Genomic DNA, 16,575 nt, shown 5'->3' on the forward strand with positions numbered 1-16,575 from the left:
ACTCGTGTGCCGCGGGAGCACCGCTGCTCCCGCGCACCGGAAGGCGGACCGCATGAAAGACACGAGCCCAGCGCGCCCAGGGGCCCCGGGGGCCCAGCGCGCACGGCACTTCGCGATCGCCGAGCTCGTCCTCCAGCACGGTTCGGTGAGCATCGACGAGCTCGTGGAGCAGACCGGCGTGTCCCTCATGACGGTCTACCGTGACATCGCCACCCTCGAGGAGGCGGGCCTGCTGCAGCGGCACAGGGGAAAGGTCACCGCGCTGGCGACCGGCCTGCACGAGGCGAGCGCCATGTTCCGCATGGAACAGCAGCAGGGCACCAAGCGTGCGATGGCCGAGGTCGTCGCCCGCCACATCACGCCCCGCAGCTCACTGCTGATCGACGACTCGACGAGCGGCGTCTTCGTGATCCGCGCCCTGCGCGACCGCACACCCGTGACCGTCGTGACCAACTCGTTGCTCGCCGCCCAGGAGACGGCCGGCGACCCGGATCTCAACCTCTTCGTGCTCGGCGGCTCGTACCAGGGATGGGCCAACTCGATGCTCGGCCCCACGACGCTGTCCAACCTCGCCGACATCGACGGTGATTTCTGCGTGATCTCCGCCTCCGGCCTGGCGCACGGACGCTGCTACCACCCGTACGAGGACGTCGTCGCGGTGAAGCGGGCCATGCTGGACGCCGCGCGCACCAAGTTCCTCATGCTCGACCACACCAAGATGACCCGCCGCGCGCTGCACGCGTTCGCCACGCTCGAGGAGTTCGACCTGGTTGTCGTCGACCTCCAGACCAGCGCCGAGGCCGTCGAACAGCTGCAGGAGTGGGGAGCGACGGTGGAGGTCGCAGCTCCCTGAGTTCCCACGCATGATGTGAAATCTGTTCGCCTGCGTGAGTGAAGTCTGCACGGTTGTGTCAGCGCCGCGCGAAATTGACGATCGGGCCACCCGCTGAGGGGTGGTTCCGCGCGTCGCGTCAGAAGAATCCGCCAATCCGGCGTGTTGCAGAACCCCGTTTGGCAAGCTCGTGGACAGAGAATGGCGCCGCGACACGCGGGTCGCCGACGATTCACCACGGCCTATGGTGAAATCCACATCTTGCGTGTTAGGCTCTTCCCGTAACGACCCAGGCAAAGCAGCCCGAAGGGATTGAAGACATGGGATTTCGCGTGGTCCTCGCCGCAGACAATGCGGGAGTTCAGTACAAGGACGCGATCAAGGAGATGCTCTCGGGAGACGAGCGCATCGACGAGGTGATCGACGTGGGCGTCGGCTCCGCCGATGACGCCGAGGCCTATCCGCACCTCGCGGTGGCCGCTGCCCGAAAGATCGCAGCAGGCGAGGCCGACCGCGGCGTCTTCGTCTGCGGCACCGGCATGGGGGTCGCGATCTCCGCCAACAAGGTGCCCGGCGTGCGCGCGAGCACCGCCCACGACTCGTTCTCGGTCGAGCGCCTCGTGCTGTCCAACAACGCCCAGGTGCTCTGCCTCGGCGAGCGCGTGATCGGCAAGCAGCTCGCGCTGCGACTGGCGAGCGAGTTCTTCGACTACACGTTCGACCCGTCGTCCGCCTCGGCCGAGAAGGTCGACGCGATCTGCTCCTACGAGCCAACCAACTGACACAACCGGTCCCGCCGCACGGCTGCGGCGGGACCACCCGGGCAGCCTGCTCCTACGAGCCAACGAACTGACACAACCGGTCCCGCCGCACGGCTGCGGCGGGACCACCCGGGCAGCCCCGGCAAACCCCCTCAAGCTCTGCGCCGCTGCGGCGCTCCCCTCACGAAGGACAATGATGTTCACAGCCTCACTCGGCATCTTCCTCTTCGGGCTGACTGCCGCCCTCGCGGGCGGCTACGTCGGCGCGGCGATCGGTGCCAACTACGCCTTCGCCCTCACCGGCTTCGCGGTCCTCGCGTCCTGGGGCATCTTCATCGCGACCGACTCGACGGCCGCGTTCGACTACCTCGCCTTCGGGCCGTTCATGGGTCCGCACATCGCCTTCGCCGGCGGCGTCGCGGCCGCGGCCTACGCGGCGAAGAAGAAGTATCTGCCGAGCGGCATGGACGTCTCCTCGCCGCTCGCCGGCCTCGGCCGGCCAAGCGTCATGATGGTCGGCGCCCTCTTCGGTGCAGGCGGCTACCTCGTGCAGATCGGCATCAGCCAGATTCCCTGGTTCGGCACGCACACCGACTCCGTCGCCCTCACCGTCTTCATCTCCGCAGTCGTCGCCCGACTCATGTTCGGCGGCAGCCTGCTCGGCCGTGACAAGTTCAACGAGTCCCCGTCGTTCCTCGGCCGCATCGCAGGCAGCGAGAGCGCCGTGTGGCTGAAGTACCAGGCCAAGCCGAGCCAGTACCTCCCGATGGGCGTCTTCTTCGGCATCCTCGCGGGCGGCGCCTCGATCGCGCTCGCCACCTTCTTCCCGGGCGCGGCCAGCCAGGCGCAGACCTTCACCTTCGGCATCTCCGCCGTGATCGTGCTGTTCCTGATCCTCGGCCACGACATGCCCGTGCAGCACCACATCACGATCAGCGCCGGCCTCGCAGCCGTCGTCTACATGCCGATCCTCGCGGGCCAGGGCTTCGCGTGGGGTGACTGGGACTCCTCGACCTGGCTGGTCGCCGTCGGTGCCCTCCTCATCGCGGCGGTCGCGGGCATGCTCGCCGCCTTCCTCGGCGAGTTCCAGGCCAAGCTTTTCTACATCCGCGGCAACACCCACATCGATCCGCCGGCCATGGCCATCTGGATCAGCAACACCATCATCGTCAGCTCGGCCGCACTCTTCTCCTGACCCGAGACAAGGATTCCTGATGACCCAGCCTGAACGCCTCTTCGGTGCCTACGTCTTCGACCTCGACGGCACCATCTACCTCGGCGACCACCTGCTTCCGGGCGCGAAGCGGATGATCGAGGAGCTGCGGCGCCGCGACATCCCGGTGCGCTTCCTCTCGAACAACCCGACGAAGGACCCGCACCAGTACGCGGAGAAGCTTGAGAAGCTCGGGCTGCCCACCCCGATCACCGACATCGCCAACACCGTCGTCACGACGGTGCGCTGGCTGCAGGAGAACCGGCCCGACGCGGTCCTCTTCCCGGTAGCCGAGGAGCCGCTCAAGGCCGCCCTCCGCGACGCCGGGTTCACCCTGAGCGAGGACCCGGCGGAGATCGACATCGTCATCGCCTCATACGACCGCACGTTCGACTACCGCAAGCTCCAGATCGCCTTCGACGCGCTGTGGTTCCACAAGCGCGCCGAACTCATCCAGACCAACCCCGACCGCTTCTGTCCCTTCCCAGGTGGTCGGGGGGAACCTGACTGTGCGGCGATCACGGCTGCCATCGAGGCCTGCACCGGCGTTTCCTGCTCGGTCAGCCTCGGCAAGCCGTCGCCCGTGATGCTGCAGGAGGCCATGCGTGGCCTCGACGTGCGGGTCGAGGAGGCCGTCATGGTCGGCGACCGGCTGCACACCGACATCCAGATGGCCGTCGACACCGGCATGCGCTCCGCCATGGTGCTCACCGGCGAGTCGACCCAGGCCGAGGTCGATGCGCTCGAGCCAAGCCAGCGTCCTGGCTGGGTGCTCGACCGGGTCGACCGCCTGATCCCCGCCTCCATCTGGAACGAACTCGGCTGGACCGAGAACGACGACTGAGCCGGCACCGCCGTCGGCAACCCTCCACATAGATCCGGGCACTGGAGCCCTGAGAGGACCACACACATCATGATCAAGACCACCGGCCCGTACCTGCTTGGCATCGACTTCGGCACCGAAAGCTGCCGCGTCGCCATCTTCGACCTGACCGGCCGACCCGTCACGTTCGCCGCCACCGGCTACAAGACGACGCACCCGCGTCCCGGCTGGGCAGAGCAGAACCCCAAGGACTGGTGGGAGGCGCTGCAGGCGTCCTGCCACAAGGCGATGGCCAACGCGGGCATCTCCGCCTCCGACATCGCGGGCATCTCCTACGACGCGACCACCATGACGGTCGTCGCCATGGACGACAAGGGCAACGATCTGCGCCCCGCCATCATGTGGATGGATGTGCGCGCCACCGAGTACTCGAAGCGCGCCGAGGAGTCCGACTCGTGGGCCCGTCTGGTCAACGGAGGCGGAACTGCCCCGGCGACCGCCGAGTGGTACCCCTTCAAGGCCGCGTGGCTGCGCGACCACGAGCGTGACACCTATGGCAAGGCCCACCGCCTCGTCGACGCCCCCGACTGGGTCACCTACAAGCTGACGGGGGAGTGGACCACCAACATCAACTCCGCCGCCGAGCGCATGTACTACAACCGCGACCGCGGCGGCTGGCCGGTCGACTTCTACGAGACCATCGGCTGCGGCGACGTCTTCGACAAGATCCCCGAGAACGTCGTCGACCTCGGCACCCAGGTCGGCGAGCTGTCCGTGATCGCGGCCCAGCTGCTGGGCCTCACGCCCGGCATCCCCGTTGCGCAGGGCCCGGCCGACGCCTGGGCCGGCCAGATCGGCCTCGGCGTGGTCACCCCGGGGAAGATGGCGCTGATCACCGGCTCGTCGCACGTGCTCACCGGCCAGAGCGACAAGCAGATCCACGGCGAGGGCTTCTTCGGAGGCTTCACCGACTCCGTGGTCAAGGGCCAGTACACCGTCGAGGGCGGCCAGGTCTCCACCGGCTCCGTGCTGAAGTGGTTCAAGGACAACTTCGCAAAGGACATCGTCGCGGCCGCCGAGCAGACGGGTCTCAGCCCCTACGACCTGCTCGGCCAGAAGGCGAAGAACGTGCCGATCGGCTCCGACGGCCTCATCATCAACGAGTACTTCCAGGGCAACCGCACGCCCTACACCGACTCGAAGGCCCGCGGCATAATCTGGGGCCTCACGCTCGCCCACGGCCCGGAGCACTTCTACCACGCCATCCAGGAGTCGGTCGCCTACGGCACCGCACACAACCTGGAGGTCATGAAGGCGCAGGGCTTCGAGGTCAAGGAGATGGTCGCCGCCGGCGGTGCCACCCAGAGCCGGGAGTGGATGCAGATGCACGCCGACGTCAGCGGGGTGCCCATCTCGCTCACCCAGGTCGGCGACGCCGTCGCACTCGGCTCCTCGATGCTCGCGGCGGTCGGCGCCGGCCTGTACCCGGACATCCAGACCGCCGCGGAGAACATGGTCCACGAAATTGACCGCCTCGAGCCCAACCAGGAGCGGCACGAGGAGTACCAGTTCTACCTGAAGCAGTACATGGCCGGATACCCGCAGATGCAGGAACTCATCCACGCCACCGTCGACCACGAGTCCCAGGCCTGAGGAGGCTGACCATGTCGGAACTGATCACCCGCGCCCTCGCCGACGCGACAGACACCAAGGCCATCGCCTTCGAGCCGGGGGCGGTCGCCAAGACCGGCGCCGTGTTCGCAGAGCTGTTCCCAGGCCGGGCGGCCATCGTCGTCGCCGACGAGCGCACCATGGCGATCGCGGGCAAGGCCGTCGAGGCCGCGCTGCGCGAGGCGGGCGTCGAGGTGCGCGACGCGTACATCTTCCCCGGCGAGCCGGAACTGTATGCGGAGTACGAGAACGTCGAGATCGTGCGGGACTTCCTCGCGACGGTCGACGCCGTTCCGGTCGCGGTGGGCGCCGGCACCCTCAATGACATCGTCAAGCGCGCATCGGGCGAGCTGGAGCGGCCGTATCTGGTCGTCGGTACAGCGGCTTCGATGGACGGCTACACCGCCTTCGGCTCCTCGATCGCGCTTGACGGTCTGAAGCAGACCCTGTCCTGCCCGGCCCCCACCGGCTGCGTGGCCGACACCGAGATCATGGCGGCCGCACCCCAGGTGATGACCGCCTCGGGCTACGGCGACCTGCTCGGGAAGGTGCCGGCGGGCGCCGACTGGATCCTCGCCGACGCCCTCGGGGTCGAGGCCGTGGACCCGAACGTATGGCGGCAGGTGCAGGGGCCGCTGCGTCACTCGCTCAGCCGGCCGGCCGAGCTCGCCCAGGGGGACCTGGACGCGGTCGCCGACCTCGCCGAGGGGCTGCTGATGAGCGGCCTCGCCATGCAGGCCTACCAGTCGTCTCGCCCCGCCTCCGGGGCCGAGCACCAGTTCAGCCACCTGTGGGAGATGGAGGGCCACGGCGTCGACGTGACGCCCCGACGCCTCTCGCACGGGTTCAAGGTCGGCATCGGCTCGGTCGCCGTCGCCGCCCTGTACGAGCTGATCCTGCAGCGCGACCTCAGCACGCTCGACGTCGACGCGGCGGTCGCCGCCTGGCCCGACAAGGAGACGCTGCGGCAGCGGGTGCTCGATGTGCACACCGACCCCCAGCTCCAGGAACAGTTCGTGGAGCTCACGCTCGCGAAGTGGGTCACCCCCGAGCAGCTCCGCGAGCGGCTCGAGCTGCTCAAGCGGGTCTGGCCCGAGCTCGTCGTCAAGCTGCGCGAACAGCTCGTGCCCGCGGCCACGCTGCAGGAGCAGCTGCGCGCCGTCGGTGCCCCGGCGCACCCGTCCGACATCGACCTCGACTGGGACCGTTTCCGCCAGACGTACGAGCGCTGCCAGATGATCCGCAGCCGCTACACCGTGCTCGACCTCGCGCTCGAGACTGGACTGCTGGCGCAACTGGTCGACGAACTCTTCGCCCCGGACGGGTTCTGGGGCAGACAGCAGCACTGAGCACAAGGAATCAGGGAGTTTCATGATGAGCAACGACGCTTACCTGGTCGGTCTCGACTTCGGCACGCTCTCGTGCCGGGCGGCAGTCGTCCGGGCCTCGGACGGTGAGGTCCTCGCGACCGCCGACGCCGAGTACCCGCACGCGGTGATGGACCGCAAGCTCAGCGCAGGCGACGGGCAGGAACTGCCGTCGGAGTTCGCGCTGCAGGTCGCAGGCGACTACCTGGAGGCCCTCGCCTCGGCCGTCCCGGAGGCGGTGCAGGCCGCCGGCATCGACGCGGCAGAGGTGATCGGCCTCGGCATCGACTTCACGGCGTCCACCGTCGTCGCCGCGAAGGCCGACGGCACGCCGCTGAACGAGGTCGAGGGGTTCGCCGACCGGCCCCACGCCTACGTCAAGCTCTGGAAACACCACGGCGCCCACGAGCAGGCAAAGCGCATGGTCGAGGTCGCCGAACGGCGCGGCGAGACGTGGCTGGGCCGCTACGGCGGTGTCATCTCGTCCGAGCTCCTCGTGCCGAAGGTGCTCGAGACCCTCGAGGAGGACCGCGAGGTCTATGACGCCGCCGACGTCTACATCGACGCGGGGGACTGGACCGTGTGGCAGCTCACTGGCGAGAAGACCTACGCCGCTGGACTTGCCGGCTACAAGCGGCTGTACCAGGACGGTGCGAACCTGTCCGAGGAGTACCTCGCCGAGCTGAATCCCGACTTCGCCCGCGTCTTCGACAAGATGGAGGGTCCGGTCATCCCGCTCGGGGCGAAGGCGGGCGAGCTCAACGCCAAGGGTGCCGAGCTGACCGGCCTTCCCGAGGGCATCGCCGTCGCCGCCGCGAACATCGACGCACACGTCAATGCGCCGTCGGCGAAGGGTGTCGAGCCCGGACAGCTGGTGGCGGCGATGGGCACCTCGACCGCGATGGTGCTCAGCCATCCGGAACTCAAGGACGTGCCTGGAGCCTTCGGCGTCGTCGAGGGCGGTGTCGTCGACGGGCAGTGGGGCTACGAGGTCGGCCAGACGGCCGTGGGTGACCTGTTCGCCTGGTTCGTGGACAACTGCGTCCCCGTCGAGTACTCCAAGGAGGCAGCCGACCGCGGGGTCTCCGTGCACGAGGTGCTCGCGGAGAAGGCGGCGAAGCAGGCCGTGGGGGAGCACGGCCTCGTCGCGCTCGACTGGCACAACGGCAACCGCTCGGTGCTGATGGACCCCAACCTCAGCGGCCTGATCGTCGGCCTCACGCTGCACACGCCGCCGGAGAGCATCTACCGCGCCCTGATCGAGGCGACCGCCTTCGGGGTGCGGCGGATCGTGGAGGCCTTCACCTCCAACGGCATCGACGTGACTGAGTTCATCGCGGCGGGCGGGCTGATCAAGAACGCCTTCCTGATGCAGATCTACGCCGACGTCCTCGGCATGGACATCTGCATCGCGACGAACAAGGAGAACGGCGCGCTCGGCTCCGCCATCTTCGCGGCAACCGCCGCCGGCCACTACGACTCCGTCGCCGAGGCCGCGGAGAAGATGGGCGACAAGCAGACTGCCGCCTACACGCCGGACGCGGACGCGTCGGCCCGATATGACCTGCTGTACGAGCAGTACCTGGCGCTCCACGACCACTTCGGTCGTGGGGGTAGCGACGTCATGCACGTGCTCCGCAAGCTGCAGCGGGAGGCAAGGGGCAACTGAAGCTCCGCCCCGGTAGGGCCGCCGCAACTGTTGACGACGGCGGCGGCCCTACGCCTGCCTCCTCCTGCGCACCAGCGAGGCGACGAGCCGCCAGCCGAACAGGGTGGCGGCAAGGAACAGTGTCGCGACGATGATGAACGGCACCTCCGCCGTGTCGCTGCTCGCCAGCCGCAGCGCCATCCCGCCAAGCAGGGTGACGAGCCACACAATCACCGCTGCGCGCCGGCCGAGACCGTCGTCGCCGAGCAGCACCAGCACGAGCCACGCGGCCGCGCAGCCGACCAGGAACGGCCACGCCGTGATGAAGGTGCCGAGCACGGACTCGCCGTGCGACGCCCGCCCGACGGCGGCGAACACCACCACGAAGACGAGATCGATCAGGAACCAGCCGAGACGCACCATGTCGGCCAGTCTAGGGATGCGCCGAGCCCCGTATCGCGCGGGACCTGCCGACATGAGGTCCGCGGCGTTCGACACTAGGATGGTCCGGTGACTTCGGCCAACCCCTCCTTCGTGGATTACGTGAGATCCGTGTCGCCGGAAGCCCTTCCCGCGGCCCCGGCTGACGCCTTTCCCGCCGTGCACGGCACGACGATCGTCGCGGCACGCTATCGCGACGGCGTCGTCATGGCAGGCGACCGCCGCGCCACGATGGGCTCAGCCATCGCGATGCGCGACATCGAGAAGGTGTTTTCCGCCGACGACCAGTCGATCATCGGCGTGGCGGGTGTCGCGGGCATCGCCATCGAGCTCGTGCGGCTGTTCCAGGTCGAACTGGAGCACTTCGAGAAGGTCGAGGGCGTCGGGCTCAGCTTCGACGGCAAGGCCAACCGGCTCGGCTCCCTGATCCGCGGCAACCTGGCGCAGGCCATGCAGGGCATGGCGGTGCTTCCGCTGTTCATCGGCTGGGACGAGCGCGCGGTGCGCGGCCGGATGTTCTCCTACGACGCCACCGGCGGCCGCTACGAGGAGCACGAGTTCTGCTCCGTCGGCTCCGGATCGGCGTTCGCCCGCGGCGCGCTGAAGAAGCTGTACGACCCCGAGGCCGACGAGCAGTCCGCCGTCGCCGCCCTGCTGCAGTCGCTCTACGACGCGGCCGACGACGACTCGGCCACCTCCGGGCTCGACCTGACCCGTGGCATCTTCCCGCTCGTCATGCGGGCCAACGCAGACGGCGTCGCCCGTTGGTCCGAGCAGGGCGTGCGGGAGCTCGCCGAGCAGATCATCACCGCCCGCACCGGTCGCCCCGACGGTCCGAGGGGGTACGCGCTGTGAGCATGAACTTCTACGTCTCGCCCGAGCAGCAGATGCTCGACCGTGCCGAGTTCGCCCGCAAGGGCATCGCGCGCGGCCGGGCGGTCGCCGTCGTGCGCTACCGAGATGGGATCGCGTTGGTGGCCGACAACCACTCCACGACGCTGAACAAGGTCGCCGAGATCTACGACCGGATCGGCTTCGCGGCGGTCGGCAGGTACAACGAGTTCGAGGCGCTGCGGATCGCGGGCATCCGGCATGCCGACCTGCGCGGCTACTCCTACGACCGGCGCGACGTCACCGGTCGCAGCCTCGCCGGCGCCTACTCGCAGCAGCTCGGTGGGGCGTTCGCCTCCGCAGTCGACAAGCCGTTCGAGGTGGAGCTGATCGTCGCCGAACTGGGGGAGAGCCCCGAGGGCGACCTGATCTACCGGATCAGCTACGACGGCGTGATCAGCGACGAGGACGACCTGGCGGTGATCGGCGGCGACGCGGAGCACACGGCCGCGCGCCTGCGCGACGGGTTCGACCCACAGGCCGAGCTCGCCACCGTCGTGGAACGCGTCGGAAAGGCGCTGTCGTCACAGCAGCTCGAGGTCGCCGTCCTCGAACGCGGAACCGGCAGGAGGCGCACCTTCAGGCGCGTGCCTCGTCACGAGGTGACCCGTGGCTGACTCCGTCCTCGTCCTGGGAGCCGGCCTCGTCGGATCCTCACTCGGCCTCGCCCTCACCCGCGCAGGCTACGACGTGATGCTCTGGGACATCGCCAGCTCGCACGCGCTGGTCGCCGCCAGCCTCGGCGCGGGCCGCGTCTCCGACGAGGAGACCGACGATCCCGACATCGTCGTGGTCGCCACCCCGCCGGATGTGATCCCCGGGCTGGTCGCCGAGGTGCTCGGCAAGTTTCCGGGGGCCGTGATCACCGACGTCGGCTCCGTCAAGGCACCCATCCTCGAAGCCATCGACCGGCTGGCCCCTGAGCACCGCCGCTACGTCGGCTCACACCCGATGGCCGGTTCGCAGTTCACCGGGCCGTTGACCGCTTCCGGGGACCTGTTCCGCGACCGCACCTGGGTGGTCACGCCGGAGCCGGGCAACTCTCCGGAGGACATCGCCGTCATCGAACGGCTCGCCCGCGACGTCGGGGCGCGCGTGGTCACCATGCCGGCGTCAGAACACGACGAGGCCGTCGCCCAGGTCAGCCACCTGCCGCACCTGATGAGTATCCTGACCGCCTCGCATCTGCGTGACGTGCCCCAGGGCAACCTGCGTCTCGCCGGGCAGGGCATCCGCGACGTGACCCGCATCGCAGGCTCCGACCCCGGACTCTGGCGCCAGATCCTCACCTCGAATGTGGCGGCGGTGCGGCACGAGCTGCTCGCCGTCGCCCAGGACCTCGCCCAGCTCATCGACTCGCTCGAGGACCCCGAGGCGCTTGAGAAGTTCCTCGGCATGGGCCAGGCAGGCGCCCTGTCGCTGGTCGGCAAGCACGGCCAGGAGCCGCTCGACATGCTCGACGTCACCGTCGAGATCCCCGACGAGCCGCGCGCCCTTTCGCGGCTGTTCGCAGACATCGGCGACGCGGGCTTCAACGTCGAGGACTTCGAACTCACCCACGACCCGGTCCGGGAGGTCGGCTACCTGTCGATCGCCGTCGAGCGGGACGTCGCGGAGAAGTTGCGCGCCAGCATCGTCGAGGGCGGCTGGCACGCCTGGGCAGCACACCGAGGAAGTAGGAAGTGACCATGTCGCAGTTGTTCGCCATCGACGGGCCGAGCGGGTCGGGGAAGTCGACCACTGCGAAGCTCCTGGCCAGGCGGCTCGGGCTCGGCTACCTCGACACCGGCGCCATGTACCGCGCGGCCACCATCGAGTACCTGCGGCAGTATCCCGACGGCGCCTCGCAGGAGGTCGTCGCCCAGCTCGTCGGCGACGCGGAGCTCACGTGTGAGACCTCGCCCAACGGGCCCCGCTTCGCCATCAACGGTCGGGACGTGACAGACGAGATCCGCGAGCCGCGCATCTCGGCCGCCGTCTCCGAGGTTGCGACCAACCGGGAGGTGCGCCGTCTACTCACGGTGCGGATGCGTGTGATCATCGCCGAACACGACCGCAGAATCGTCGTCGAGGGGCGCGACATCACCACCGTCGTCGCGCCGGACGCCGACGTGCGGGTGCTGCTGATCGCCGACCCCGAGGCGCGGGTGGCGAGGCGCGCCGCCGAGGTCGAGGGAAAGGCGACCGCCGAGGAGGTCACCGACCAGGTGCTGCGGCGCGACCGTGACGACTCGACGGTTTCGAACTTCACCGTCGCGGCCGAGGGCGTCGTCGTGATCGACTCCACGTTCCTCAGCCCCGACCAGGTCGTCGACCGGATCGTCGAACTGGCCCGCTGATCCGGCGGGTCGCGGTCAGCCGAACGCGATGTAGGCGGAGTTGCCGCCCTCCCATTCGGCGAGCAGCGCAGGCGCCTCCGGGTTGACCGGCACGCCCTCCTCGAGCCGTCGGATCAGGGTCAGGTCGTCGGGGGCGACGGGCCCGCGTCGCTCGGCCTTCACCACGACGGTCGGCTCGCGCACCTCTACCAGCTGCTCTGCGGCATCGTAGACGTTGAGCGTGGCCTGGTCCTGTTCGCCTGCGAGGGCGCGCAGGTAGCAGCCGATCGCGACCGGGTCGTGGGTCGCGTCGTAGACCCAACGCTTCCCGAGCACGGAGTGCTCCATCGTCGTGATCAGGTAGGGCTCCGCATCCTTCAGGGGCTCGCCGCGGTAGGTGAAGGGCAGGTGGAACGTGTCGGAGCCGCGGGTGGCGAGGATGCCCTCGACGCCGACCTCACCCTCGGGGTCGTCGTAGCGGTAGCTGCCGACCTGCTGCACCGGGCCGGCGCCCCAGCCAAGCATGTCGAGGTAGTCGGTGACGATGGTGAGCTTGGTGGGCGAGAGGGTCGCCTGGTGCAGGATTGCCATGCGCCGATCCTAGGGTCGGGTGGGCCGCTTCGTGCGGTGTCGGGGCAGAGCGCGTGTGAGGGGCGCCGCCCTTGGCCGGGCCGATAGGATGAGTTGTCCGTCCTAGTACAAGGAGCCTCGCATGACTGAGACAGTCAAGCCGATCGTCGCCGTCGTCGGCCGACCCAACGTCGGAAAGTCGACGCTGGTGAACCGCATCCTCGGCCGTCGCGAGGCCGTCGTGCAGGACACGCCCGGCGTGACCCGCGACCGCGTCAGCTACGACGCCAACTGGAACGGGCGCGAGTTCGTCGTCGTCGACACCGGAGGCTGGGTCTCGGACGCGAAGGGCATGGCCGCGCAGATCGCCGAACAGGCCGAGCTCGCCATCGCGACCGCAGACGCCGTCCTGTTCGTGGTCGACGCCACCGTCGGCACCCTCGACGAGGACGAGGCCGTCGTGCGGGTGCTGCGCAAGTCGAAGAAGCCGGTCGTGCTCGCCGCGAACAAGGTCGACGACCAGCGCCACGAGGCGATGGCCGCCACGATGTGGAACCTCGGGCTCGGCGAGCCCTATCCGGTCTCCGCCATGCACGGCCGCGGATCGGGCGATCTGCTCGACGCGATCCTGGATGCGCTTCCCGAGGCGCCGCGCGAGGCCGAGGTCGAGGAGGCCGGGCCGCGGCGCGTGGCGATCGTCGGCAAGCCGAATGTCGGCAAGTCGTCCCTGCTGAACAAGCTGGCCGCCCAGCAGCGCGTCGTCGTCTCCGACATCTCCGGCACCACCGTCGATCCGGTCGACGAGATCGTCGAGGTCGGTGGGCAGGTGTACCGCCTGATCGACACCGCTGGCATCCGCCGCCGGGTCAAGGAGGCAAGCGGCCACGAGTACTACGCCAGCCTGCGCACCCAGGCCGCCATCGAGCGCGCCGAGGTCTGCGTCATGGTGATCGACGCGTCCGAGCCGATCACCGACCAGGACCTGCGCATCCTGAACATGATCGAGGAGGCAGGCCGGGCGCTGGTCATCGCCTTCAACAAGTGGGACCTCACCGACGAGGAGCGTCGCCGCTACCTCGACCGCGAGATCGAGCGCGACCTGATCGCCTGGAAGTGGGCGCCCACCGTCAACATCTCGGCCCTCACGGGTCGCAACGTCGACAAGCTGAGCAAGGCCATCGAGGAGGCCGCGGCCGGTTGGGAGACGCGCATCTCCACCGGGAAGCTCAACGCGTTCCTCGGCCGGCTCGCCGCGTCGCATCCGCACCCTGTGCGCGGCGGTAAGCAGCCGCGCATCCTGTTCGGCACGCAGGCGCACAGCTGCCCTCCCACCTTCGCGCTGTTCACCAGCGGCCAGATGGACGACACCTACAAGCGCTTCATCGAGCGCAGGCTGCGTGAGGACTTCGGCTTCGTCGGCTCGCCGGTGCACGTCGAGATCCGCGCCCGCGCCAAGCGCGCCGACCGGAAGTAGGGCCCGGCGGAGATGACTCTGGGTCTGTTCGTACCCGGGTTGCTCCTGCTCGCCGTTTTCGGGATCGGGGTCTGGCGCGAGTCGCGCCGGTTCGGGCTCGGACTGATCCTCTGCCTCGCCGTCGTCGAGTTGGCCGGGGCACTGACGATCACCATCGTCGACGCGATCTCGCGCAGCATCTCAGAGGAGGTCGGGGCCTCCGGGCTGCTGCTCGCCCTGATCCTGTTGGTGCTCGGCATCGCGGTGCTCGGGGTGTTCCTCATCGTCAACGCGTTCACGATGCGCCGCAAGGAGGGACTCGGGCTCTCGGTGCTGCTCTCCGCCGCGTTCGGAGTCTCGATCGTCGGCTACGTCGTCGGCGGGATCGTCGCGGCCTTCGGCAACAACACCGATGTCGTCTACTTCCTGATCCTGCTCGGCCTTCCTGCCGGGTATGTGGCGTTCCTGTTCGTCTCCTACCTGCTCTACTCGCAGCTGTACCAGTGGGGGACGCGACGGTTCGGTGGACCGGTGGACGCGGTCGTCGTCCTCGGGTCGGGCCTCGGCGGGGGAGAGCGGGTCACCCCTCTCCTCGCGGGCCGGCTGGAGAGCGGCCGGGCCGTCTTCGAGAAGTCGGTGGAGGCGGGCCGCTCGCCGATCCTGATCGTCTCCGGCGGGCAGGGCGCCGACGAGAAGGTTTCCGAGGCTGCGGCGATGTCGCGCTACCTCGTCGAGCAGAAGTTCCCCGCCGACTGCCTGGTCCGCGAGGACCGCTCCACCGACACCGAGGAGAACCTTGCGAACTCGGCGGAGCTGATGCAGCGCTGGGGAGCCGAGGGCGAGGTCGCGGTGGCGACGAGCAACTACCACGCGTTCCGCTCCGCGGTGATCATGCGCAAGGCGGGCATCCCCGGCTACACGGTCGGCTGCCGCACGGCCAGGTACTACTGGCCGAGCGCGACGATCCGCGAGTTCGCCGCGATCCTGCTCGAGCACTCACGGATCAACCTGGTGCTGATTGTCCTGCTGTGCATCCCGTTGGGCATCAGCATCGTGGGCAGGCTGGCTGGGGCGTTCTGATCCCTGCCGCCCAGCCGTGTTTCGTTCGTGGGCGGCTCAGGTTCCCGGCGGGCCGTCCAGCACCGTCGGTCGGTACTCGAGCAGCTGCAGTCGGCCGTCGAGGGTCTGGAGCAACTCCAGCATCACGTCGGGGGAGCCGCGGTAGATGTTGTCGCGGCCCGTTGCGCCGGTGATCACGGGGAAGACGACGACGTCGAAGCGGTCGGCCGGTCCCGCGACGAGCAGCGAGCGGCACAGGCTGAGGCTGCCCATCGTCCGCAGGGTGGCGCCCGACTCCTTGAGCCGGGCGACCGACTGGTGCAGGTCGCCGTCGATGATCGTGGTGTTGGGCCAGCCGAGCGGGTCGGTGAGGGTCGAGGAGACGATGTACTTCTGGGCCGCGTTCAGCGACTCGGTTCCCGGTTCTCCCTGAGCGGCGAACTCGGCCATGATCCGGTAGGTGGTGGCGCCCATCGGGATGGGCCAGTCGCGCTTGGGGGTGCCCGTCGAGCCAGGCGAGGTATTCGGGGCCCTCGAGACCCCACCAGCCCGGCCAGCACTCCGCAGCGCCGTAGCCGTCAAGGGAGGTGATGGCGTCGACGAGCAGTTCTCCAGCGATGCCTCGACGCTACGCCCGCAGGTCGGGTCGATCCAGAGGGTGATCCGGATCCGCGGTGTCGGCGTGGCGATAGGTTTGGGTGGAGATCCCGAGCCGAGGAGTTGCAGTGTCTGGTCACCGTCATGACGATCCGCAGCAGGACCCGAAGGAGTTCTGGGAGGCCCGCTACGGCGAGCGCGACCAGATCTGGTCGGGGAAGGTCAACGCCGTGCTCAAGGACGTCGCCTCGTCGCTGCGCCCGGGCTCCGCCCTTGACCTGGGCTGCGGCGAGGGTGGTGACGCGATCTGGTTGGCCGAGCACGGCTGGCGCGCGCTGGGCGTCGACATCTCCGAGGCCGCCGTGGAGCGGGCGCGTCGGGCGGCGAAGGAGCGTGGCCTCGGCTCGGACGTGATCGCCTTCGAGGTGGCCGACCTGTCCGAGTTGGAGCTTCCCGCCCACTTCGACCTGGTGACGGCGAGCTTCCTCCAGTCGCCCGTCGAGCTTGCGCGGGCGTCGATCCTGCGTCGGGCGGCCGCGCACGTCCGCCGGGACGGCCACCTCCTGATCACTGCGCACGGAGCCCCGCCGCCGTGGGCCGCCCCCGAGCACAAGGCCGCCTTCCACAACTTCAGCCCCGACCAGGAGATCGCCGACCTCGAGCTGGCGGCTGGGGAGTGGGAGACCGTGATCGCGGAGACCCGCCACCGCTCCGCGATCGGCCCCGACGGCAACCCGGCCGAACTCGACGACTCGGTCGTCCTCCTCCGCCGCCTCGCCGGTTGAGGGGAGCGGCCGGCCTCAGCGGCCACCCGAAGGCAAGCGTGTAACTCGACGATGCGGCCCGCCTTCAGAGCCGCCGCGCTGAGCGGGTCGGGCCATCGGTGGAGAACCGGCCACCGTGTGCCGTCGCGCCGCGGACCCTCAGTTGG

The 16,575-nt window shown here is 69.1% G+C and carries 17 protein-coding genes; 14 read left to right on the top strand and 3 right to left on the bottom strand.

Annotated elements, in window-relative coordinates; all coding sequences use genetic code 11:
- The first annotated feature begins 52 nt into the window (after positions 1-52).
- The 7 genes from BW733_RS16350 (at position 53) to BW733_RS16380 (ending at position 8,336) form a co-directional block, all read left to right on the top strand.
- Positions 53-853 (top strand): DeoR/GlpR family DNA-binding transcription regulator, encoded by an 801-nt coding sequence (locus BW733_RS16350; RefSeq protein ID WP_077352193.1) that lies wholly within the window; start codon positions 53-55, stop codon positions 851-853.
- Between the two features lie 299 nt (positions 854-1,152).
- Positions 1,153-1,614: a ribose-5-phosphate isomerase gene (locus tag BW733_RS16355; protein WP_077352195.1), complete on the top strand. Its 462-nt coding sequence runs from the start codon at positions 1,153-1,155 to the stop codon at positions 1,612-1,614.
- A 175-nt stretch (positions 1,615-1,789) separates the two neighbouring features.
- Positions 1,790-2,788, top strand: a complete 999-nt coding sequence (locus BW733_RS16360; RefSeq protein ID WP_077353088.1) for a DUF7973 family transport facilitator — start codon at positions 1,790-1,792, stop codon at positions 2,786-2,788.
- A 19-nt stretch (positions 2,789-2,807) separates the two neighbouring features.
- Entirely contained in the window at positions 2,808-3,650 is an 843-nt protein-coding gene (locus BW733_RS16365) for an HAD-IIA family hydrolase (RefSeq protein WP_077352197.1), read from the top strand.
- Positions 3,651-3,722: 72 nt separating this feature from the next.
- Entirely contained in the window at positions 3,723-5,282 is a 1,560-nt protein-coding gene (locus BW733_RS16370) for an FGGY-family carbohydrate kinase (protein WP_152024842.1), read from the top strand.
- An 11-nt stretch (positions 5,283-5,293) separates the two neighbouring features.
- Positions 5,294-6,649, top strand: coding sequence for a sn-glycerol-1-phosphate dehydrogenase (locus tag BW733_RS16375; protein WP_077352201.1), 1,356 nt, complete (start codon positions 5,294-5,296; stop codon positions 6,647-6,649).
- Positions 6,650-6,674: 25 nt separating this feature from the next.
- Positions 6,675-8,336, top strand: coding sequence for a ribulokinase (locus BW733_RS16380; protein ID WP_077353090.1), 1,662 nt, complete (start codon positions 6,675-6,677; stop codon positions 8,334-8,336).
- A gap of 48 nt (positions 8,337-8,384) precedes the next feature.
- On the opposite strand, the gene BW733_RS16385 is transcribed toward BW733_RS16380, so the two are convergent.
- Complete coding sequence (locus tag BW733_RS16385) at positions 8,385-8,738, bottom strand: DUF3054 domain-containing protein (protein WP_077352203.1); 354 nt, start codon at positions 8,736-8,738, stop codon at positions 8,385-8,387.
- An 87-nt stretch (positions 8,739-8,825) separates the two neighbouring features.
- On the opposite strand from BW733_RS16385, the gene prcB reads away from it, so the two are divergent.
- From prcB to cmk, 4 genes are read left to right on the top strand one after another with little or no spacing between them, the layout of a single operon-like run.
- Complete coding sequence (gene prcB / locus BW733_RS16390; RefSeq protein WP_152024767.1) at positions 8,826-9,611, top strand: proteasome subunit beta; 786 nt, start codon at positions 8,826-8,828, stop codon at positions 9,609-9,611.
- Positions 9,612-9,613: 2 nt separating this feature from the next.
- The gene (prcA, locus tag BW733_RS16395) at positions 9,614-10,264 is read left to right on the top strand and encodes a proteasome subunit alpha (RefSeq protein ID WP_335755104.1); all 651 of its coding nucleotides are present in this window, start codon (positions 9,614-9,616) and stop codon (positions 10,262-10,264) included.
- Positions 10,257-11,333 (top strand): prephenate dehydrogenase, encoded by a 1,077-nt coding sequence (locus BW733_RS16400; protein ID WP_077352207.1) that lies wholly within the window; start codon positions 10,257-10,259, stop codon positions 11,331-11,333. The genes prcA and BW733_RS16400 overlap by 8 nt, the downstream gene beginning before the upstream one ends.
- Before the next feature lie 2 nt (positions 11,334-11,335).
- Positions 11,336-11,986, top strand: coding sequence for a (d)CMP kinase (gene cmk / locus BW733_RS16405; protein ID WP_077352209.1), 651 nt, complete (start codon positions 11,336-11,338; stop codon positions 11,984-11,986).
- 15 nt (positions 11,987-12,001) lie between these two features.
- Here the strand turns inward: cmk and BW733_RS16410 are convergent, their stop codons facing one another.
- Complete coding sequence (locus BW733_RS16410; protein ID WP_077352211.1) at positions 12,002-12,556, bottom strand: maltokinase N-terminal cap-like domain-containing protein; 555 nt, start codon at positions 12,554-12,556, stop codon at positions 12,002-12,004.
- A 121-nt stretch (positions 12,557-12,677) separates the two neighbouring features.
- Here BW733_RS16410 and der point away from each other — a divergent pair, with 121 nt between their 5' ends.
- Together der and BW733_RS16420 are read left to right on the top strand one after the other, a co-directional pair.
- Positions 12,678-14,009 (top strand): ribosome biogenesis GTPase Der, encoded by a 1,332-nt coding sequence (gene der / locus BW733_RS16415; protein ID WP_077352213.1) that lies wholly within the window; start codon positions 12,678-12,680, stop codon positions 14,007-14,009.
- Positions 14,010-14,021: 12 nt separating this feature from the next.
- Complete coding sequence (locus tag BW733_RS16420) at positions 14,022-15,068, top strand: YdcF family protein (protein WP_077352215.1); 1,047 nt, start codon at positions 14,022-14,024, stop codon at positions 15,066-15,068.
- 36 nt (positions 15,069-15,104) lie between these two features.
- Here BW733_RS16420 and BW733_RS16425 read toward each other — a convergent pair whose 3' ends face one another.
- A complete protein-coding gene (locus BW733_RS16425) occupies positions 15,105-15,521 on the bottom strand; it encodes a dihydrofolate reductase family protein (RefSeq protein ID WP_202970231.1) in 417 nt (138 codons plus the stop codon).
- A gap of 251 nt (positions 15,522-15,772) precedes the next feature.
- Between BW733_RS16425 and BW733_RS16430 the strand changes: the two genes are divergently transcribed.
- Positions 15,773-16,429 (top strand): class I SAM-dependent methyltransferase, encoded by a 657-nt coding sequence (locus BW733_RS16430; protein WP_077352217.1) that lies wholly within the window; start codon positions 15,773-15,775, stop codon positions 16,427-16,429.
- The last annotated feature ends 146 nt before the right edge of the window (positions 16,430-16,575 follow it).

It is taken from the genome of Tessaracoccus flavescens (assembly GCF_001998865.1).
Lineage (GTDB): Bacteria > Actinomycetota > Actinomycetes > Propionibacteriales > Propionibacteriaceae > Arachnia > Arachnia flavescens.